Origin of the sequence: Aneurinibacillus aneurinilyticus ATCC 12856 (assembly GCF_000466385.1) — a bacterium.
Taxonomy (GTDB): domain Bacteria; phylum Bacillota; class Bacilli; order Aneurinibacillales; family Aneurinibacillaceae; genus Aneurinibacillus; species Aneurinibacillus aneurinilyticus.
The window spans coordinates 1-20,023 of record NZ_KE952774.1 but is presented as its reverse complement, the minus strand read 5'-3'; the positions used below and the strand labels follow the sequence as shown (position 1 = coordinate 20,023).

Sequence of the window (20,023 nt, the reverse complement as noted above, 5' to 3'; positions counted from 1 at the left end):
CCACTCTGGAGCATACTGGATAATCAACACCCTTGTTGTATCATACCCGTTTATTTTATTACTCTATGTGTGTTTGCTTATAAAAAATATATTGTGCTATAGTTATAAAAAAGGAGGGGTATAAGCATGAATGATTCCTATACAGTAAAACAGAATCTGACATCCTCAAGCAAAACCTTTCAAGGCCGAGTTCACCGGATAGCGATATATCTTCAAAGTAAAGTATTGGAGATTATCGATTCGAATGACTCGGCTTTTTATTTAATCTATTTCAAAAACAGTATACTTGGCGGCGGAGAGTTAGAAGAAATAACAGAGAAAACCTTTCTTCATAAAGCTTTTCGAGAAGGAATCGTATGTTATGCTTCCCATCCTCTTTTTCCGCTGTTACTTCCCAAGGGCCGTACAATCCACCTTCCCAAAACGAACGATATATTTACCCAATTACAGAATCATCTCTCGCTTTTAGAGGTTTCCCTTGCAGCTACCTGTATGGATAATTTCATCGAAAAACAGCAATTAGTTAGCATTATCCGGCAAATTTTTAATCATTTTAAACGAAACGGCCATTTTGCTAAAGCGTATCAGACAGCAAAAATATTACTTGCCTTCTCACCAGGTATAAGAGCCATACAGGAAATTATTCGGGCATCAGAGTTTGAAAAGTATCGGAAAATCGAACAACCACCTCTGCTCATGGAATTATTCTATTACCAAAATCGTACAGAACGAAAGTGCGAAATTTACCTCCACCAATTACTAAAACAGCAATCGCGTTCCCTCGAACGGCTCATCTTGTTTATCAACCTTTTTGAAATAAAACATGATTTTTATGATTTTCCGGATTTTCTTTCTTTGCTAAAGCACGAATTAAAGCCTACAGACCAGTATGCCGTTTTGAAATTTCTATGTGAATGTTCACCTGCCTATTCTCCACTAATCGAACAACTGATTCAAGAACAAATCAGTTTAAAACAATATCCCGAAGCATTGTCCTTCATCGTTAACCGGATTCCGCAGCTTTCTTCTACTCATTACGAGATAATCGAAAGAATTATAGAACATGTAGATACTTCGTATATTTTGCATTTACCAAATGTAAATCAAATTATTAATCACCTATATCTCACCGAGCCTGCAAAAAAAGAAGACCTTGTTCGCCGTCTGATCACCAATTTACTTAAAATTTATGAGCCTTCTAAAGTAAAAGAATGGTTACATCCAATAAGAGAAAATAATTCGTGTCTTCAAATATGTAGTGAAGTGGATGAACTGGAATCCCTATCCCGTAATCTAGATCAGCTCATGAAACTAGGAGAGCTGTATTATCAACTTGGATTAGTAGACCAATCCATTGAATGCTTTGCCTGGGAGATGGAGTTAAACCCTACTTTACTTGAACCTATACGTTGGCTAAGTAAATTATATGAAGAAAAAGGAATGAAAGAAGAGGCGGATAACTATAAAAAGCTTTCCATTCACATGGCGAAAAGAGCTTAGTAATGTGCTCAAGTGAAAAAGCTAATGTAGCAACAGACAAGGTTTCTCCTATGGCAGTCGTTCTTTGTTAATGTAGAGTGAAAAACAAATAGAAAAATCGGGAGTTCCACAGTTATTGTAACTGGCAGGCTCCCGATTTTTCTATTTATGCATGTTGCTCCTCCCGTTATATTGCAATCTTATTTGATTCCTCGGAGCTATTATTTTTCTCTTTTCGCATGAACAGCAACATAACAAAAGCGATTAGCAGCATCGCGCTTAAAAAGTACAAGCCGGCACTTGTGCTACCTGTAGTGTCCTTTAATATGCCGACAGCATAAGGGCCGACAAAACCGCCTAAATTTCCGATGGAGTTAATAACTGCAATACCTACAGCAGCTTTTGCCGGAGTCAGCATCATGGTTGGCAAGGCCCAGAACGGACCTTTAAAACAGTACATTCCTGCCAGCGAAACCGTTATCAAGAACATAGCCAAAAAAGGTTGAGCTGTCATGCCAGCGCCAATTAATGTTATAGCCGCAACAACGAGCGGAAGCGCTGAATGCATCCGTCTTTCTTCCATACGATCAGAACGGCGCGACCAGTAATTCATTGCGATCGAGGCGGCGATATACGGAATGGTAGCGATTAAACCAATTTGAGTGTTTATTAAATAGGTTGACAATCCTTTAATAATCTGCGGCATCCAGTATCCGACACCTAGAGTACCTGCAATATATACGAAATAAATCAAAGCGAGGTACCATACTTTGGAATCGGTAAGAGCTTCTTTGTGCCCATGACGCTTTTGATTTTCTTTTGTCTGTTCCTTTGCTTCTCTTTCTTTTTTCAATTCTGCAAGCAACCAGCTTTTCTCTTCTTTTGTAAGCCACTTCGCATCTTCCGGACGATCCGTTAAGTAGAAGAACGTTACGATCCCTAGAATAACAGCGGGCATCCCTTCGAGAACAAACATCCAACGCCATCCAGGCATGCCCATCCAATTAATGTTGTCCATAATCCATGTAGAAAAAGGAGCGCCAATGATATAGGAAGCGGCAATCGCAGTCATAAACATAGCAATCGTACTTGCCTGTTCCTTCGTCCTAAACCAATAAGTGATATATAAAATAACTGCCGGGAAAAATCCTGCTTCAGCCACCCCGAGCAAAAACCTTATAATATATAGTTGCATAGCATTCTGGGCAAATCCCGTAGACACGGAAATAATCCCCCAGGTGACAAGAATTCTTGTAATCCATACCCTTGCTCCGAACCGTTGCATCAAAATATTGCTTGGTACCTCAAAAAGAAAATAACCGATGAAGAAAATTCCCGTAGCAATTCCGAACACCTGGCTTGTTAACCCCAGTGCTTCATTCATTTCCAAAGCGGCATATCCTATGTTCGCCCTGTCTAGATACGAGATAATGTACAGGACGAAAAGAAATGGAACAATTCGTCTTGTGACTTTCCGTACCGTTCGTTTCTCCAAAGTTGCTGTAGCGTTGTTCACAGTGATTCCTCCCTCTTAAAGATGACAGACAAGCATGTAGAATGGCTGAATGGTAAAACGTTTTCAAAAATGCCATAGCTATCTTTTTGAAAAAAACAAGCTTCAAACACAAACACAAAATGAATATTTGTAATACAAATTTCGTTATTTTCTTGTTTTTTTCGATTTTAATGTTTATTATAAAAACAACAAAACTCATTGTAAACAGGAAAAATGAAATTTTCGATAATTAATAATGAAATGATTTGTAATACAAATTGTATTCGATACGTACACAAAAGGATGTGAGGAGTAATATGTCCAAAAAAGAAAAGATGTCGCAAATCATATCCCGCGAGTTACTAACGATGATTGAAACCGGTCAGCTCTCACCAGGAGCCAAATTGCCGACAGAGATGGAATTAGCCGCCCGTTTTGGCGTAAGCAGAATTCCTATCCGCGAGGCATTAAGCGTATTGAGGGCTGCCGGTGTCATCTCCTCTCGTCAAGGAGGAGGGAGCTATGTAGAAGAGACGGCAGGATCGGCTTTATTGCAGCGCATTCGAATCGAAAGCGATGATGTAGAAGGGATCAAGCATTTATTTGAGATGAGAAAAATCCTGGAGCCTGAAGCAGCATATTTAGCTGCACTTAGACGTACGCCTGAACAATTAGAGCGAATGAAGCAAGTATTGAAGCTGCTGGAAAATGAATCTGTTGACCAGGGAAAAAGCGGAATGAAGGCAGACATAGAGTTTCACCGTGCGATTATTTTAGCCACACAGAATCCTATTATGATTCAAATGCTTGAAAGCTTATCCTCACTTTATGAAAGGGCGTTGAAAATTACTCTCCAGCCTAATACAGAATTAGAGCGAAAGCGTAAAGCTGTCTATAAAGAGCACCAGAACATTCTACTGGCAATCGAAGCGGAAGAGCCGGAATTGGCTAAAATTCAATGTACGATCCATTTGAAGAATGCGGAGAAGAAACTAAGCCTGTTTTTAAAAGATTATCCAATATAGTTGAACGGAAAGAGAGAGGATTATATGAAAGCGATGACATCTGCTCATATTGAAGAGATTATGTCCATTGTAAAGACCGGTAGAGTTTTGACTGATGAAAGCGATCGTTTCAGCTATTCGTTTGACGGTTCCTTCGGTACATACCTGCCTGATGCGGTTATTCAGACCAAAAGCGTGGAAGAATTAGCCGCATTGGTCAAGTTTGCCAACCGGGAGAGAATTCCTGTCTATCCGCGCGGCCAGTCTACTTGTTTAAGCGGAGGACCACTTCCTGTTAAAGGTGGCATGGTATTCGATTTATCCGTGATGAACGATTTGCTTGAAATTAGTGAAGAAGATTTGGTTGCTATTGTTTCTCCAGGGGTATTGACAGCAGATATTCATAAAGCAGCCGAAAAAAAAGGGTTGCTGTATCCCCCTGATCCGAACAGTTCACACGTGTCTACTATCGGTGGCAATATGGCCGAGAACTCTGGAGGTCCTCGTGGATTAAAATACGGGGTGACGAAGGATTATGTTATCGGTCTGGAGTTGATTACCCCTGAGGGAGATATTATCAAAACCGGGGGACGTACAGTAAAAAATGTAACAGGTTACGATTTAACGAAACTAATCGTTGGATCAGAAGGCACACTTGGCATTATTACGAAGGCAGTGCTGCGTCTTCTCCCGAAGCCACCTGCTTCAGAGACGGTTATGGCTGTGTTTGATAGTCTTATTGATGCGGGAAGCGCGATTTCGAAAATCTTATCTGCTGGCATTTTACCGGCCAAAATGGAGTTAATGGATCAGGCCTCCATTGTAGCAGTTGAGAATTATGAACCGTTAGGGTTGCCTGTGGACGCAGCGGCGATTATTTTGCTTGAATTGGATGGACACCCTGCTGCATTGAAAGATGAAGTGAAACAAGCTGCCGATTTATGTAAGTCTGTGGGAGCACGTGATATTCGCATTCCGCAAAACGTGGCCGAGAAAGCAGAGGTGTGGAAGGCGCGTAAGCTCGTATCTCCAGCTATTGTGCGCATCAAACCGACGAAAATTTCGGAAGATGCTACCGTGCCGCGCAGTAAAATTCCACAAATGTGTGCCAGACTTCAGCAAATTCGAGATAAATATAATGTTCATCTTGTCGTATTTGGCCATGCGGGCGATGGCAACCTTCATCCGAACATTATTTGCGATAAGAGCGACAAAGAAGAGATGCAGCGTGTAGAACAGGCGGTTGCCGAAATCTTCACGGCAGCGGTTGAGCTTGGCGGAACACTATCCGGCGAACATGGAATCGGAACGATGAAAGCTCCGTTTATGGAAATGGAACTGGGAGCGATTGGCCTGGATATGATGAAACGCATCAAAGAAGTGTGGGATCCGAACAACATTATGAATCCGGGTAAAATTTTCCCGGAACCGGGACAAAAATTGGAGTTGAGCTAATATGAGTCATTCCCTTGAACAATTACAGAAAGAGTTCCTGTATGAAAAAACGAACAGTTGCGTACAATGCGGCTATTGCCTTCCTGTATGTCCGACATACGCTACGATGGGAAAAGAAACGCATTCTCCACGGGGGCGGATTAATCTGGTGAAGATGGTTGGCGAAGGAAAAATTAAGGATGTATCGGTTCTAGAAGAACCGCTTGATTTATGTCTTGGCTGCCGTGCTTGCGAGACAGCCTGTCCAACCGGGGTGGAGTATGGTTCTATTCTTGAAGCTGCACGGGCTGCGCTTGTTAAACGCAAGAAATTTTCCGCTCCCGTTCGTTTGCTTCGAAAGACAATGTTTAAAAAAGTCTTCCCAAGCAACCGGATAATGAAGCTTACCGGTAATGCGCTTTGGCTCTATCAGAAGAGCGGAATGCAAAAAGTAGTTCAATCGACTGGAATCATAAAGAAGTTGCCGTATCATCTGGGTGATTTTGAAGCGATCACTCCTCCTGCCGCTTCACCGGCGGAACGCAAACAAACCCCTGTCACGATAGGGGCAAAAGGAAAAAAGAAGTACACGGTTGCGTTTTTTACGGGATGTATTATGGATGCGATGTTTCATCGGATAAACCGATTGTCTATACTATTGCTTGCAGAAGCGGGCTGTGATGTAATTGTCGTCCCAAACCAGACATGTTGCGGTGCATTGCATGCGCACTCCGGGGAAATGGAGGAAGCAAAGCATCTTGCCAAACAAAATATCATCGCATTTGAAAAAGCTAATGCAGACTTCATTGTTAATAATGCGGGAGGATGCGGTGCGATGTTATATGAATATGGGCACTTGCTTGCAGACGATAAGGAGTGGGCTGACAGGGCCGCAGCGTTCTCTACAAAATCAAGGGACATTAGCCAGGTACTCGTAGCGTGCGGCGGTATGCCTGATTTGCAACCGCGTTCAGGTGAACGGGTAACATATCAACGTTCCTGCCATATGACTAATGTCCAGAAAGTTGTTACAGAGCCTTTAGAACTTCTCACAAGCATACCGGGAATCGAGTTCGTAGAAATGAAAGATGCGAACATGTGCTGTGGATCGGCGGGAATTTATAATATTGTTCATTATGAGGAATCAATGGATATACTTGATGAGAAGATGGAGCATACAAAAGCGACTGGAGCTTCGACAGTGATTACGACCAATCCAGGGTGCTTGCTGCAAATGAAACTGGGCATTCAACGTGAGAATTTATCCGATTCTGTACGTGCGCTGCATCTTATCGAGTATTTAGCTGAGGCAGCAGGGATTTCTTGAATATCCGATAAAAAGGTAAAGCCGATCCTTCCTTGACATGAAGGAAATCGGCTTTTTCGGTAATGCAGAAAAACAGGCAAAACGATCAGAGCATGAGTACTTGAATGCTTACGGTGAAACGGTAAAGTGGCAGCTTGTAAGTGTTTTGCACGCTTTTGAGCTTGATGATGATGAATGGGAAAATGGAACTGAACTTTATTCGAGGTTTATACATGCTAAAAGGGAGGATGATGTGAAACACATTATTGCCCGATACTATCCTGAAGCCGTAGAGGAATAAGAAAAAGTCCCGGTTAGAGGACTTTTTCTGCATGTATAGAAATCCACATCCTTGATAGAAATCACTTGATGTAGTAACAAAAGTTCAGATGGTTGGAAGGAGGGAAGTTGGAAAAAAGAAGAGGGTGGATGCGCCCTCCCCTCTTTTCTTACCTTCCACCACAAAAATGTGTCGATTGGAATCATATTTTTGGAAAAGTCGTATCCAGAAAGTGTAGCGATAAACGCTAGAATTAGAAACATCTCCGGAATAGAGCAAAAGAAAGAGACAAAAAACTCTAAATTTTTTACTCCTCTAAGAATTTAACTTCGACATTGTATGCTGCTTTCCCGCTAAATTTAGTAAAAAATAAAATTATGAAAAATTGTAAATTTTTATGTTTATATTTATAGCTATAAGTTCCTATAATAGAATATGAAATCCACACCTGTTGATTATCCATATATCGGAAAAAACAAGATGCACGCTCCACTCTGGATCGTACTAGATAATCAACACTCTTGTATGAAATTTTCTTTTTCTGCTTCCATCTACGACGAATGCCTAAATATTACAGCAGATTACTATAGTAAAAAGACGAATGTAGGTGTAAAAGGTTGAAAAGAAAAGAGAGGCTTTTGTACCAGATTGAAGAAGCAAGGACAGAGTTAAATAGCCTCGCTAAAACGAAAGCGTTAACCGAGCCACAAGTATTAAAAGTGAGCAGAAAACTCGACATTTTATTAAATGAGTATAACCGCTATGTAAAGGAGGATAGGGGTAGAACATAGCCTATCTTCCTTTTTTTATCCGCTATTATCTAAATGTCATTTGACATTTTAACATGGCTAACAGGATATGAGGTAGGAATTGAAGAGAAATGCAAAAAAAATTTAACTATAAATAATATGGAGAAAATAAAGAAAGTAAAATTGGTAATTGACTTACATAATTACACGGTATATTTTTAATAAGGAATTTTATGGGCTATTTGAAGCAGGTAGAAAGTTTAATTGAATAGACAAGGGGTTAGCAAACCGATGAGAAAAAATCAGCATCATAGAGAAGTAAGATGGGGAGTCAGAGCGAGGTTAAACATTGCTTTTGCTATTATTTTGCTTGTACCGAGTCTTTTTATAGGTTATTTTTCGTATCAAACAGCACAAAAGAATGTAGAGAGGCAGTTGAATGAAGCAGCTAATGAGAGTGTTCGTTTATTGAATCATACAATCAATCAGATGTTGCGGGCGAAAAAACAGGAAGTAGAATTTCTAGCCGGGTACATCCAGGCAAGTGCGATTAAAGATGGAAATGATCCGGTCATACGAACGATGATAGCAAAATTTCAAGAAACACAGCCAATGCTTGAACGTACGTATATTGGTACAGAAACAGGCATATTTATTAAGTGGCCAATGACCCAGATGGTGAAGGGATATGATCCAAGACAGCGTCCATGGTATAAAGATGCCGTAAGACAACCTGGGAAAACCATTATTACTAGTCCATACATCGCCGCTTCTTCGAAAAATATGGTCGTAACCATTGCTAGAATGACGAAGGATGGAAAAGGTGTTGTCGGTATGGATGTAAGTCTGGAAAAGCTAGCAGACATTACACGGCAATTGAAAATTGGCCAGCATGGATATGCTTTTATTACGGATAAGGAAGGCAGCGTTATTGTTCATCCGCTCTATGAATCAGGCAAAAAATTAAGTGATGCTGCATGGATGCAGCCTGTACTTCAGGCTGCATCTGGAGAAACAGAGGTCACAGTGGAAGGTGAAGAGAGAGAACTTGTGCATGTGACCAATGAGAACACCGGATGGAAAATCGGCGGGAGCATGCTGAAGCAGGAGGCGGTACAGGCTGCAAACCCGGTGTTGTATACGACAATTGTTGTTATTTTAATTACGACCATAGTAGGGGCTATTTTTGTGTATATTCTTGTTTCTTCTATGACGTCGCGCTTGAAGAGATTGATGACCGGGGCCGATAAAATCAAAGAAGGCGACTTGCGTGAACATATTCAGGCAAAAACAGATGATGAATTCGGACGATTAAGCCATAGTTTTAACCAAATGAATGAGTCACTACGTGATGTTGTTACACATATGAACGATACAGCAGAACACCTGGCTGCTTCCTCCGAAGAACTGAGTGCCAGCTCCGATCAGACGAAAGCTGCGAGCCAGCGTATTACCGATATCGTTCATCGGGTAGTAACAGAATATAAAAGTCAGGAAGAGAAAGTAGCAATCACATCGGATACAGTGAAGGAAATGGCTGCAGCAGTACAGCATATCACCGTTTATGCGGGCAACGTTTCAAACTCGGCGGTACGTACAAGTGAACTATCCGGGGAAGGAAGACAAGCTATTGAGACAGTATCGCAAAAAATGCATAAAATTTATGAAACAGTGCGGCAACTTGATGAGAAGATGGCAGTGTTAGATAATCGCTCACGTGAAATAGGAAGCATTGTTGCCTTTATTAATGAAATTTCTGAACAGACTAATTTGTTGTCGTTGAATGCAGCAATTGAAGCGGCACGAGCAGGCGAACATGGACGGGGGTTTGCTGTAGTAGCGGATGAAGTGCGCAAACTGGCAAGCCAGACAGGTGAAGCCTCCCACCGAATTGCTCAAGAAATCTACAACATTCAGCAGGAAATTCAAGATACAGTGAAAGCGATGAAACAAGGAGCTATAGAAGTAGAGGACGGTATTCATACGGTTGCTTTTGCAGGGGAATCATTTACCGAAATTGCTAGGGCAATCCAAGAAGTTACAGCTCAAATGCAGGAGATTTCGGCATCTTCCGAACAAATGGCTGCAAGCACGGAAGACGTTGTGACAGCGATAAATTATATTGCAGACATTACAGTTGAAAATAACCGTAGTCTCCAGAACATTTCACAAGCGACGGATGAACAGCTATCGTCCATGGAGGAGATTTCCACATCCTCTCATTCTCTGGCACATCTTGCCGCTCAAATGCAGCAGCAATTACGACGCTTTAAACTGTAAGTCTTATTATGGATGAAAATGCCCGCCAAAAGGAAAAAAATCCAGGGCGGGTATTTTCGTCTATTTCAGCACATAGATTTTTACGTTCTGTACACCAAACTTGTTTACATGCGCTGGCGAGCCTGGTACAAAGATGTCGATTCGATTATTTTTAATCGCGCCTCCGATATCGGTTGCCTGTGCTACCATGCCACCCTCAGGCAATCCGGGGAACGAGTAACCGGTAATATACACTTTGCTTCCTAATGGTATGACATCAGGATCCACTGCAATGGTTCCTACCTTCAACTCATTGCCGTAGTAGTCTATACCAGTATAGCCGCCATTTTCTTCAGGAGCAGCGGAGTATGCGGTTGCTCTTGAAGAAAGCGTACGTTTATAGGTCAGCTTTTTGCCGTCCACTGTTTTTACAACTGAAGTAGATGGAGCTTTGGTGGATGTGTTGTCCATTTTTGTTTTTGGTTTTGCCACTTTTGTTTTTTGTGGCAACACGAGTACAGTTCCACCCTGAATGTTGCTCGAATTTACATTCGGGTTGGTGCTTTGTAATTCTTTTACTGGAATATTTACTTTTTTGGAAATATCCTGAAGCGACTCACCCTCTACCACGGTATACGTCTCCGGCATACGTAATTTCGTTCCGATATGTAAATTTTTCGGATCGATTGCCGGATTCATTTTTTGTACAGCTGCAAACGGTAGCTTATGATTTTTCTCTACTTTCCACAGCGTGTCGTTTTCTTTTACCGTATATGCTTCGGCAGCTGAAGCACTGGCGGCAGTACCCATACATGCTGTTAAAGTAAGTAAACCAGTAAGAATACTTTTTTTCATGTTGAAAATCCCCTCTCCTGATAGCCTACAGGGTTAGTTGTCGGGTTCGGATTCAGGAGGTTACCCTATGTATACGGCGAACCGTACGCAATTCACCCCAAAAAAATATCCCCTGCACTTCATAATGAAGTCTTGGCTTTTTGATTCTCGGACATCATAACATAAAAACGAAATAAGAAACGCTGGTAATTATAAGTGAGTGCTTGATTATTTTTTCTGCTCATGTAAAAGCTGGGAAAGTGTTACAAAACGATACCCTTGTTTTGAAAGGATAGTTAGTACCTTGTCGACGGCTTCTATCGTCTGTGACTGATCGAGGCCGGAGTCATGAAATAAGACGATATCACCCGGTCTAGCTCCGCTGGTAACTTTACTAACAATATAGGCGGTGCCTGGATGTGTCCAATCACGTGAATCCTGATGATAGGACCAGATCGCGATTGGATGCTTCTGACGTTCTGAACTGCGCAAGACTGCATACGTAATCTCTCCACCGGGTGGACGGAAGAAACGAGGATATGTTCCTGTTAAGGAATGAACAATTTGATCGGTTTTGCGGATTTCTTCTTGTAATTGTTCAGCGGTGATGTGTTTCATATGCGGGTGTGTAAAAGTATGATTACCGATCTCGTGACCGCGTCGATGAATTTGACGAATAACCGGCGCATACCATTTTGCACGCTCACCTACTACGAAGAAAGTCGCTTTAGCTTTGTGTTTATCTAATATTTTTAGTACCCGTCTTGTGTATACGGGATGAGGACCGTCGTCGAACGTTAGAGCGATTAGCTTTTTCTTCGTATTGACATGGTAGAGCGGTTCAGCATGACCATAAGTTCTTCCAGCTGTTGGTATAGATGAACCGGAAGCTGTACAGAACAGAAGAACGAAGCAGAACACAGTGACGAAAAGAAGAAGATAACGCTTATTTGTAAACATAAGTTTCACCAGCCATTTAGAAGTGGTCGTTTGACTTCTGTGTGGAAAAAGGGCGAGCGGCGACACCCGCGAGTTTTTTTATTTTTGGCGATTTTGGATTCTGTATACTCCCTAATGCTTCTTTTCCATCAAGAATATTTATCCATCAGAGGCACAATACTAAAACGAACATGATACTTGATGAGAGGAGCAGGGAGCGGTGGATAATTTACAATTAGCCCGGGCAATGTTCGGAACGACGATGGGATTTCATATTATTTTTGCGACGCTTGGAGTAGGCTTACCGCTAATGATTCTGGGAGCGGAGATTCTATATCATTGGAAAAAAGACAGGGATTATCATATCATGGCCCAGCGATGGACCAAAGGGTTTGCTGTGTTATTGGGAGTGGCTATCCCTTCCGGAACAATCGCAGGTGTGCAGCTATCCTTACTATGGCCAGGATTTATGGAGGTGGTAGGTAAAGTTATTGCCCTGCCATTTCAGATCGAAATTTTTGCTTTTTTACTAGAAGCGCTATTCATGTCCATTTATGTATATGCTGCGGATCGCCTTTCTCCCGGAATGCGCATTCTCAGCGTTAGTCTGGTTGCACTTGGAGCGTTGGCATCGGCTGTATTGATTACGAATGTGCATGCATTTGAAGGCACACCGGCAGGATTTCGAATCGAGAATGGCCAGGTAGTTGATGTGGACCCATGGGCGGGTTTTTTTAACCCTAGCTTCGCTGTGACAGCGGTTCATGTTGGACTGTCTGCATATATGACAGGCGCTTTCGCTATCGCTTCCGTGGCGGCGTATAAAATGCTGAAACATCGGAGAGGAGATAGAGAGTTCGCTTTTCATCGCAAAGCGTTAATGATGTCGCTGGCAATCGGAGGATTGTTTTCGCTAGGTACTGCGCTGAATGGTCATGAGTCTGCGCAGGCTCTTCACGAGCATCAGCCGGAAAAGCTGGCTGCAGCGGAAGGGCTATTTGAGACGCAGGCGTATGCACCATTGGCGATTGGCGGTTTTACGGATGAGGCGACGCAAAGCGTTAAATATGGAATTGAAGTTCCGTGGGCATTGAGCTTTTTGGCGGGCAACCGATTTGATGAAGTAGTGAAGGGACTCAATGATTTTCCTCGTGAATATTGGCCTCCGCTGTATATACATACCTTGTTTAATGGGATGGTTGGCATTGGATCACTTTTGATTTTGCTGTCGATTGCCGGTTTTGTCTGGCGTCACCTGATGAAGCGTGAAGGATTCCCACGCTGGCTTATGTGGCTTTTCATTGCGTCGGGTCCACTGGCGATGATAGGGATTGAATTCGGCTGGATTTTTGCTTGCACCGGACGCCAGCCATGGGTACTATACCGAACGATGCTGACTGCTGATTCAGTCACGCAATCAGAAAATATCGGTCTGTTGTTCGTATTGTTTGTCAGCATTTATTTGCTGCTCGGAATCGCAACCGTGGTCGTGTTGCGTCACTATTTCAAGCGGCATCCACTGAAGAAGGAGCTGGATAAGGGAGGGACGTTTGGTTCATGAGTAATGAATTGATTGCGATTGCTATGCTATGGCTATTTGTTTTTGTATATTCGGTAGCGGCCTCCATTGATTTCGGTACCGGATTCTGGTCGATGATATACCGCAATCATGAACAGAGCAGAGCAACAAATATCGCCAACCGATATTTGTCGCCTTCCTGGGAGGTAACTAACGTATTTATCGTTTTGATTGTCATCGGATTGGTTTGCTTTTTTCCCGGCGCTACATTTACACTTGGTACGGTGCTGCTTATTCCCGGCAGTTTGATTTTACTTTTGCTGTCCATTCGTAGTGCGTTCCTTGTATATTCTCATTCCGTAGAAGGGTATGAGAAGCAATTAACTATTGTCTCAGGGATCAGCGGTCTGCTTATCCCGGCACTTCTTATTCTTGTGCTTCCGATTACGCAAGGCGGATTTATTGGTATGGAGAAGGGGCATGAAGAGCTGCTGCTTGGTAAATTGCTGACAAGTGCCAGCGGCCTTTCATTCGCAGCTTTTGCTATTAGCAGTACCTTCTTTCTCTCATCGCTTTTGCTCGCAGATTATTCGCGGGTTGCAAATGAACCCGAGGCGTACCGGCTATATCGGCGTGATGCTATCTTGAATGGTCCACTATCTTTTTTTATTGCGTTGGCACTCGTTGCCTCTATGAAAGGTGAGGCTCCATGGCTGTATACCAACTTGCTTGGGGAACTGAACGTGCTATTAGTGTCTGCGGCGGCTTTTTTTATCGGATATACGGCATTATGGTGGCCGGGAGGACCGCGCTCGAAGCTTTTAGGAAGACCACGCATCGCCGTGGTTTGTATTGTCATACAGTATCTGCTTGCCAGTTATGCATACGGCAAGGCGCACCTACCTTATATTGTGTATCCACATGTTACCATTGAATCAGCTTTCACCCATCCGAATACATTTCGTGCGCTGTTCGTGTCATATATTGTTGGATTCGCGCTTTTAACGCCGGGCTTTATTTTTTTCTGGCGGATGTTTATGAAAGACAAGAGATACTTACGTCAATCATAACTGTACAGAAGGCCGGTACAGAGCCTTTCTCCATGATAGAAAGGTTCTGTTTCTTTTCGATATACATAAGTTTCAATAAGAAACATTTTGTTTCCTATAGCTATAGAAAACAAAGCAAATAACTTTAAAACGGGTGAATACTAGCTGTTTTATAGCAGGTACAATTTTTGCAATAGTTTAAATATACAGTTAAAATGTGTGACCAGTACTTTATTTTCTAGAGGTGAGGGAATGAGCACGACAATTGGAAACGTAATTGAGTGGGCGGCACGGAATTACCCGGAGAAAACGGGGCTGGTGTATCGACGAAAAAACCAGAGTTGGACATTTCGAGAGTTGGATGAGAAGGTAAATCGGTTCGCTGATTCTCTTAAGCGTAGGGGAGTACGGAAGGGAGATGTAGTATCTGTTTTTCTTTACAATACAAGCGAATTTGTCATTACGTTATTTGCTGCGGCAAAGCTGGGAGCTATTTTCAATCCAATTAACTATCGGTTGACCGCATATGAGCTTCAGTACATTCTGAATGATGCAAACAGTCAAGTGCTTGTATACGAGGCAGCGCTTGTGGAGGTAGTAAAGCAGGCTCGCAAGCTAGGAACGCACGTAGCTCGATTTATCTTTGTTGATGAAGCGGTACCGGATGGAGATGATTGCTTCTACGAGTTGGCAGCACAAGGAGAAAACCAGCGACCACATGTCCATGTAACGGAAGATGATCTGTATATTATGATGTATACGAGCGGTACGACCGGCCATCCAAAAGGAGTACTGCATAAGCATCGTGACATGGTACACCACAATTTTTTGATGATGCAGTGTATGGGATTGAATAAAAATGACGTTGGACTTTCGGCGGCACCGCTGAATCATACGGCTGAATTGCACACCTCTTTTCTGCCGCGTGTTCATGTAGGAGCTACTAATGTGCTGCTCCACTCTTTTTGTGCGGGGGAAGTGCTGAAAACAATTGAACACGAGAAGATTACCCATTTGTTTGCTGCACCTACCATGGTCAATATGCTGTTGAATGATGTAGGCTTTGACACGTATGATTTATCTTCACTGCGGCTGCTCGGATATGGGGGCGCATCGATGCCTCCTGTGCTTATTCGTCAATTCCAACAAAAAGTCGGCGCAGACCTGGTGCAGATGTACGGTACGACGGAGATGGGCCCGGTTATGACGGTTTTATACACGGATGAACAGTTGGAACGGGCCGGATCGGCAGGTAAAGCCATTCTCACACACGAAGTAAAAATCGCTCATCTGAGAGAAGATGGGAGTCCTTCTCATCCGGATGATGAATGTACCGTAGGAGAAGTGGGCGAAATTATTGTCAAAGGTCCATGTATGATGCAGGAGTATTATCAACGGCCAGAAGCGACAGAAAAAGCGCTGGCATATGGCTGGTACCATACAGGTGATATGGCCTCATACGATGAAGACGGCTACATCTGGATTCATGATCGGCTTGATCATATGATTGTTTCGGGTGCAGAGAATGTGTACCCTAGGGAAGTAGAAGACAGGCTTGTTGAACATCCTGAAATTCTGGAGGCAGCCGTAGTCGGTAAGCCTGATCCGACATGGGGACACATTGTTGTCGCATATATCGTCGTTAAACGGGGAAGTACAGCAACCGCAGAGAAACTGGACCAGTTTCTTCTGGACGGTGGACAGCTCGCAAAGTATAAGAGACCGCGTGAATATCATTTTGTAGAGGCATTACCGAAGACACCAAGCGGTAAAATTCAGAAATTCGTAATTGAAAAGCAATGGAAAGAAGTGCAATAAAATAAAAAGAATATAGAGCGGAGGCAAAGAAGCGATGCGGGGATATTTCGGAAAGAAGCGTGAGCATGGAGCTGAACAACCGGCAACATTAGGTAGTTTAAAGCTAAGGCTACCATTTGTTCACTATGGTTTGGAGTTTCCGGACTGGATTCAAGGCGCGATTCTTTGTGTAGTACCGATGGGCATCACAGCGGTGATGATGGATACGCTGGGCATACCATTTGAGTTAGCCATTGCTTTTGTGATTATCAACAATTTTATGTATTTGCTTCATACGCATTTTGGTGATCCGGCTATTGCGGGATGGATTACGGCCGGTATTCCACTGTATGTCAGTTTTTTAAACGGATTTCCAGCAGGGGAAGAGCGTATTCAGGCGCTTATTGCTCTTCAGCTAATGGTTGCGCTTATCTTTTTTGTGATGGGGATATGTAAAGGGGCGGACGTTTTGGTTAAACGGGTCCCTGTATCTTTGAAAGCAGGAATTTTGCTAGGAGCGGCTATGGCTGCGATTCTTGGTGAATTTGCAGCAACAGGTCGCGTATGGAAAATGCCGGTTACGATCCTAATCGGGGCGGCACTCGGCTTTTTTATGATGTTCTCTACATCCGCCGGGCCTTTACGCCAGAAATATGGTTTATTCCGTTATATTGCCCAGTTCGGTATCGCAGTACCGTTTACCCTGGCATATGGCTTCGGTATTCTTATTGGAGAAGTTAGCCTTCCTGTATTAAATTGGAGCTTTGTGGCATTACCTATTGGGGCGGAGCGGCAGGCATTTTCTGGGGGATGAGCATCGCTCTCTTGCTGGGACCGATTGTTTCCTTGTTTCAGCCAGGTATCCATATTGGCATGGCGCTTACCATGCTTATTCAAGGTTATTTATGCGGATACCTGGCATTGGAAATTCTCAAGGATGAAGGAAATTTACAGAAAGGCATTGCTGTGCTTGTCGGCGCTGTTCTTGCTACAAAAGGGGCTGCGTGGGGGCTTGGTATCGGAATCGTCCTTTGGTTATTATTGGAGAAGGATTGGATGACTGCAGGTCGGTCCATGTCGGAGGTCGTTATTGTCTCTGAGGATTCCACACAAGCGAAAAAAGCGGAATAAAATGGAGAAAGCCTTGGGTTGCCGTTAGGACTCCCAAGGCTTTTTTATACATAGGCAATAATCAGGCTAGTTGCTAAAAAACTCATGCTTTACTTTAGCGTGGTGTTTCCAGCCAAGCGTTTTTGCTATTGATTAAAGCTTGCAGGTCAGGGTCTTCATGGCCGTTTACTCTCAAAAGCAAGTACTGAGAAAAGACGAGGTCGTCCCGGGTCAGGTAAGCATAATCTGAATACGGATGCGGCGTCAAATCCGGATACATCGCGTAATACAAATTTTGATCAGGCATAATCCATTGTGCACGGGTAGCCTGAATGCCTGCAAGCAAACGGTTCCCCAACAGTTTTTTACTTTCATCGCCATTATACAAATATACCTCGTAAAGATAATTCATAGTAGCTACCAGATGATTAAGGGACGTATGTGATGGCTTGCTTCCTTCTGCTCCTACATAATCAGGTACGAAGAGACCATCTGTTCCTACTTTCATTCCGTAACGTGCAGCATAGTCCATAAGATACGCATCCCATTTGTCTAACGCCTTTTTTATGACTGGATCGGGCATGACCCAATAGTAGTGCAGCAGGAAAGTCGCATTGTCGATGTTGCGTCGGTTGTCCATATAGCGATAACCGATCCCGTATGATTGATGCAGCCACTCTGACCGCGGATATGTTTCCCAATATCCGCTATTTGTTTGCGTTTGAACAGCTGTATAGGCGAGGTGGGAAGCAATGTTTTTGAACCATACGCCGTTCTCTGCCTCAGATAGAAACGCGAGTGAGCGAAGTCCGTCGATATTGGCCGGATTCCGGTAAAAGCTGCCCGGCTCATACGGTCTGTACGTACTTTCATTTGCATAGTAGACACCATCTTCTCGTAGCTTTTTATCGATTTCAAATTCGAGCTGAGCCGCTTTCGTTTCGGCCTGCTGATTTTCCCAGCGAATGAGCGGTTGATCCGACAGCATACCCCATGTCACAGATTCAGTGCCAGCTCCTGCATTCATCGTGAGCAGGAACGCATGACCTGAATCGTTCTGCGTGTGCGTTGTTGCTGTGTTTGCCTGCGGGATTTCTTTATATACCGTATTGCCGAGCGGTTTGTATGCTTCTGCTTTGCCGATTCGGTAGAACAATTTGCTTCCGTCTACATAGATCGAAGATGCGTAGGAATCAGAGGCATCCATGAATTTTTTCCAGCTTTTCTCATTGCCAGCCACGAGAGAAGCGGTTTGCTCTATTGCAGGATCAAGTGCGGTAACCCGAAGCTGCACAGGCTCAGCTTTGCCGGAATTCGCATGGCGAACAAAGTAAAGGAGGCTCCCGTTTTTTAACTTGACAAATGTAAGGTCGAAATTGCGACCGTCTTTTTTATATTGATAATATGTATATGTCGCATGCTCATATTTTGTTGTTTTAACAACTGGGCGAACCGATTCCACCCATCCTTTTGCTTCTATTTGATATTCCGGCAGCCCGTCATTATTTATATCCACTGTGTGAAGAACGGGAGCAGGACCCGTAGCTGCAGTCGCAGCCGCAGCTTCATTATGTATAAGACCAGAGAAAATAAAAAGACAGCATAAGAAACAGATAATGGTATTTTTTATGTTTTTCATGTTCGATCCCCATTTTTCTAGATAATATATACTTACATTCTGCATAGATAGGTCTTTTGCCTTCTTACGTATAAAAAATTTAATATTTGTTTGCATTATTGAAGATAACTCCCATTTCAGAACGTCCCGTTATCAAGTAGAATTTTACTGAAGAACTTCATTTATCTGGTTTTAAAGTCCTGGTTAGGGGTGGGGTAGATGGAAATTGTACAATTCGAGTACAGGGGGAGAGTTGAGTCTGGAAGGATAGAAACGGCAGAAGGCGAGCTTCTGAACGTGGAGGTGAAAAATCCGGACTCCTATATGGTTGGAGACTTTATCGGCTTTTTCTATGGGGGAAGCAAGTTCTCAGTAAAAATCATAAAAAAAGGACCACAACATATTTGCCTATTTATTCCATTGTTCGAGACGAATTTTCCGAATAACCGGAGAAAATGGCCACGCGTTTGTGTTGACTTAAGCGCTTTTATCAATGATTATTTAAGCGAGAAAATTTACGAAATCCCTCCTGACTTACGAATACGTGTCATTGATTTGAGCATCCAGGGATTCGGGTTTATTTCACCCGAACCGCTGCAAGTAAATCATTCCTATTATTTGCTGTTTGAGGTGCCTGATTTAGCCATTAAAATAAAGACAATCATTCGCCATGAGAAGCTTGCTGATGATGGCTACCGCTATGGATGCGAGGTCTTATCTATTACAAAGAAAGATTTCCATGCACTGCGCCGTTATGTTTTATTGCAGCAGCTTATTATGGGTGCTGTGCCGCATTCTTATACATAGTAAGATGGTAACGAAAGAAAAGGCGGCTTAACCTCAGAGCAATTTAAAATGGCGGGAGAACCAGTAATCTTCAAGGATACGTTCGACTCCTGAAGCGATAATATGCTGAAAGCCTTCTTCATCTGTAGTAAGCCAATTGTTAGCTTCATCTCTGAATACAGGATAGATATATCCTTTCTTGAACAGCAATGGAGCAGAAGGCGCTTCGATATAATCTTCGATTGTTCTGGCGTGAACGTCCCGGATGCATTGCGCAAGTTCCAAAAGATGGTTCCTCCTTACTTTCGCTTACTGGCCATTAAACATACATACACACCTGTTGATTATCCATAAGGTGGAAGAAA

The 20,023-nt window shown here is 43.0% G+C and carries 18 protein-coding genes and 1 riboswitch; of the genes, 13 read left to right on the top strand and 5 right to left on the bottom strand.

Annotation, left to right across the window (positions count from 1 at the left end):
• Nucleotides 1–126: 126 nt before the first annotated feature.
• The gene (locus HMPREF0083_RS10510; protein WP_021621305.1) at nt 127–1,500 is read left to right on the top strand and encodes a tetratricopeptide repeat protein; all 1,374 of its coding nucleotides are present in this window, start codon (nt 127–129) and stop codon (nt 1,498–1,500) included.
• A 166-nt stretch (nt 1,501–1,666) separates the two neighbouring features.
• Here HMPREF0083_RS10510 and HMPREF0083_RS10505 read toward each other — a convergent pair whose 3' ends face one another.
• Complete coding sequence (locus tag HMPREF0083_RS10505) at nt 1,667–2,995, bottom strand: MFS transporter (RefSeq protein ID WP_021621304.1); 1,329 nt, start codon at nt 2,993–2,995, stop codon at nt 1,667–1,669.
• Nucleotides 2,996–3,291: 296 nt separating this feature from the next.
• Here HMPREF0083_RS10505 and HMPREF0083_RS10500 point away from each other — a divergent pair, with 296 nt between their 5' ends.
• The 6 genes from HMPREF0083_RS10500 (at nt 3,292) to HMPREF0083_RS10480 (ending at nt 10,027) form a co-directional block, all read left to right on the top strand.
• Nucleotides 3,292–3,999, top strand: coding sequence for a FadR/GntR family transcriptional regulator (locus HMPREF0083_RS10500; RefSeq protein ID WP_021621302.1), 708 nt, complete (start codon nt 3,292–3,294; stop codon nt 3,997–3,999).
• A gap of 33 nt (nt 4,000–4,032) precedes the next feature.
• On the top strand, nt 4,033–5,433 hold the full coding sequence (locus tag HMPREF0083_RS10495) for an FAD-binding oxidoreductase (RefSeq protein ID WP_148315950.1): 1,401 nt from the start codon (nt 4,033–4,035) through the stop codon (nt 5,431–5,433).
• Nucleotide 5,434: 1 nt separating this feature from the next.
• Nucleotides 5,435–6,739 carry a (Fe-S)-binding protein gene (locus tag HMPREF0083_RS10490; protein WP_040302339.1) on the top strand — a complete coding sequence of 435 codons (1,305 nt, stop codon included), beginning with the start codon at nt 5,435–5,437 and terminating at the stop codon, nt 6,737–6,739.
• 37 nt (nt 6,740–6,776) lie between these two features.
• Nucleotides 6,777–7,019, top strand: a complete 243-nt coding sequence (locus tag HMPREF0083_RS10485; RefSeq protein WP_021621299.1) for a DUF4288 domain-containing protein — start codon at nt 6,777–6,779, stop codon at nt 7,017–7,019.
• A 596-nt stretch (nt 7,020–7,615) separates the two neighbouring features.
• Nucleotides 7,616–7,789, top strand: a complete 174-nt coding sequence (locus HMPREF0083_RS30125; protein ID WP_021621295.1) for an aspartyl-phosphate phosphatase Spo0E family protein — start codon at nt 7,616–7,618, stop codon at nt 7,787–7,789.
• Nucleotides 7,790–8,038: 249 nt separating this feature from the next.
• Complete coding sequence (locus HMPREF0083_RS10480) at nt 8,039–10,027, top strand: methyl-accepting chemotaxis protein (protein ID WP_021621293.1); 1,989 nt, start codon at nt 8,039–8,041, stop codon at nt 10,025–10,027.
• A 60-nt stretch (nt 10,028–10,087) separates the two neighbouring features.
• On the opposite strand, the gene HMPREF0083_RS10475 is transcribed toward HMPREF0083_RS10480, so the two are convergent.
• Together HMPREF0083_RS10475 and HMPREF0083_RS10470 are read right to left on the bottom strand one after the other, a co-directional pair.
• Nucleotides 10,088–10,861, bottom strand: a complete 774-nt coding sequence (locus HMPREF0083_RS10475; protein WP_021621292.1) for a LysM peptidoglycan-binding domain-containing protein — start codon at nt 10,859–10,861, stop codon at nt 10,088–10,090.
• Nucleotides 10,862–10,868: 7 nt separating this feature from the next.
• Nucleotides 10,869–11,009: riboswitch (cyclic di-AMP (ydaO/yuaA leader) on the bottom strand.
• A 59-nt stretch (nt 11,010–11,068) separates the two neighbouring features.
• Nucleotides 11,069–11,800: a polysaccharide deacetylase family protein gene (locus HMPREF0083_RS10470; RefSeq protein WP_021621291.1), complete on the bottom strand. Its 732-nt coding sequence runs from the start codon at nt 11,798–11,800 to the stop codon at nt 11,069–11,071.
• 226 nt (nt 11,801–12,026) lie between these two features.
• Between HMPREF0083_RS10470 and HMPREF0083_RS10465 the strand changes: the two genes are divergently transcribed.
• The 5 genes from HMPREF0083_RS10465 (at nt 12,027) to HMPREF0083_RS29005 (ending at nt 17,275) form a co-directional block, all read left to right on the top strand.
• A complete protein-coding gene (locus HMPREF0083_RS10465) occupies nt 12,027–13,340 on the top strand; it encodes a cytochrome ubiquinol oxidase subunit I (RefSeq protein WP_021621290.1) in 1,314 nt (437 codons plus the stop codon).
• Nucleotides 13,337–14,368, top strand: a complete 1,032-nt coding sequence (locus tag HMPREF0083_RS10460; protein WP_021621289.1) for a cytochrome d ubiquinol oxidase subunit II — start codon at nt 13,337–13,339, stop codon at nt 14,366–14,368. The genes HMPREF0083_RS10465 and HMPREF0083_RS10460 overlap by 4 nt, the downstream gene beginning before the upstream one ends.
• Before the next feature lie 231 nt (nt 14,369–14,599).
• Nucleotides 14,600–16,165 carry a long-chain-fatty-acid--CoA ligase gene (locus tag HMPREF0083_RS10455; protein ID WP_021621288.1) on the top strand — a complete coding sequence of 522 codons (1,566 nt, stop codon included), beginning with the start codon at nt 14,600–14,602 and terminating at the stop codon, nt 16,163–16,165.
• A 34-nt stretch (nt 16,166–16,199) separates the two neighbouring features.
• Nucleotides 16,200–16,958, top strand: coding sequence for a hypothetical protein (locus HMPREF0083_RS10450; protein ID WP_021621287.1), 759 nt, complete (start codon nt 16,200–16,202; stop codon nt 16,956–16,958).
• Nucleotides 16,955–17,275, top strand: coding sequence for a hypothetical protein (locus HMPREF0083_RS29005; protein ID WP_021621286.1), 321 nt, complete (start codon nt 16,955–16,957; stop codon nt 17,273–17,275). The genes HMPREF0083_RS10450 and HMPREF0083_RS29005 overlap by 4 nt, the downstream gene beginning before the upstream one ends.
• Nucleotides 17,276–17,369: 94 nt before the next feature.
• Here the strand turns inward: HMPREF0083_RS29005 and HMPREF0083_RS10445 are convergent, their stop codons facing one another.
• Nucleotides 17,370–18,893, bottom strand: a complete 1,524-nt coding sequence (locus HMPREF0083_RS10445; RefSeq protein ID WP_148315949.1) for a hypothetical protein — start codon at nt 18,891–18,893, stop codon at nt 17,370–17,372.
• Nucleotides 18,894–19,091: 198 nt separating this feature from the next.
• On the opposite strand from HMPREF0083_RS10445, the gene HMPREF0083_RS10440 reads away from it, so the two are divergent.
• The gene (locus HMPREF0083_RS10440) at nt 19,092–19,679 is read left to right on the top strand and encodes a PilZ domain-containing protein (protein WP_021621284.1); all 588 of its coding nucleotides are present in this window, start codon (nt 19,092–19,094) and stop codon (nt 19,677–19,679) included.
• 33 nt (nt 19,680–19,712) lie between these two features.
• Here the strand turns inward: HMPREF0083_RS10440 and HMPREF0083_RS10435 are convergent, their stop codons facing one another.
• The gene (locus HMPREF0083_RS10435) at nt 19,713–19,943 is read right to left on the bottom strand and encodes an SH3 domain-containing protein (RefSeq protein ID WP_021621283.1); all 231 of its coding nucleotides are present in this window, start codon (nt 19,941–19,943) and stop codon (nt 19,713–19,715) included.
• Nucleotides 19,944–20,023: the final 80 nt, after the last annotated feature.

Bases quoted from the DNA above. Each gene is read 5' to 3' on its own strand.
- HMPREF0083_RS10510 (WP_021621305.1), top strand. From the start codon at position 127: ATGAATGATTCCTATACAGTAAAACAGAATCTGACATCCTCAAGCAAA.
- HMPREF0083_RS10500 (WP_021621302.1), top strand. From the start codon at position 3,292: ATGTCCAAAAAAGAAAAGATGTCGCAAATCATATCCCGCGAGTTACTA.
- HMPREF0083_RS10495 (WP_148315950.1), top strand. From the start codon at position 4,033: ATGACATCTGCTCATATTGAAGAGATTATGTCCATTGTAAAGACCGGT.
- HMPREF0083_RS10490 (WP_040302339.1), top strand. From the start codon at position 5,435: ATGAGTCATTCCCTTGAACAATTACAGAAAGAGTTCCTGTATGAAAAA.
- HMPREF0083_RS10485 (WP_021621299.1), top strand. From the start codon at position 6,777: ATGAAGGAAATCGGCTTTTTCGGTAATGCAGAAAAACAGGCAAAACGA.
- HMPREF0083_RS10480 (WP_021621293.1), top strand. From the start codon at position 8,039: ATGAGAAAAAATCAGCATCATAGAGAAGTAAGATGGGGAGTCAGAGCG.
- HMPREF0083_RS10475 (WP_021621292.1), bottom strand. From the start codon at position 10,861: ATGAAAAAAAGTATTCTTACTGGTTTACTTACTTTAACAGCATGTATG.
- HMPREF0083_RS10470 (WP_021621291.1), bottom strand. From the start codon at position 11,800: ATGTTTACAAATAAGCGTTATCTTCTTCTTTTCGTCACTGTGTTCTGC.
- HMPREF0083_RS10465 (WP_021621290.1), top strand. From the start codon at position 12,027: ATGTTCGGAACGACGATGGGATTTCATATTATTTTTGCGACGCTTGGA.
- HMPREF0083_RS10460 (WP_021621289.1), top strand. From the start codon at position 13,337: ATGAGTAATGAATTGATTGCGATTGCTATGCTATGGCTATTTGTTTTT.
- HMPREF0083_RS10455 (WP_021621288.1), top strand. From the start codon at position 14,600: ATGAGCACGACAATTGGAAACGTAATTGAGTGGGCGGCACGGAATTAC.
- HMPREF0083_RS10450 (WP_021621287.1), top strand. From the start codon at position 16,200: ATGCGGGGATATTTCGGAAAGAAGCGTGAGCATGGAGCTGAACAACCG.
- HMPREF0083_RS29005 (WP_021621286.1), top strand. From the start codon at position 16,955: ATGAGCATCGCTCTCTTGCTGGGACCGATTGTTTCCTTGTTTCAGCCA.
- HMPREF0083_RS10445 (WP_148315949.1), bottom strand. From the start codon at position 18,893: ATGAAAAACATAAAAAATACCATTATCTGTTTCTTATGCTGTCTTTTT.
- HMPREF0083_RS10440 (WP_021621284.1), top strand. From the start codon at position 19,092: ATGGAAATTGTACAATTCGAGTACAGGGGGAGAGTTGAGTCTGGAAGG.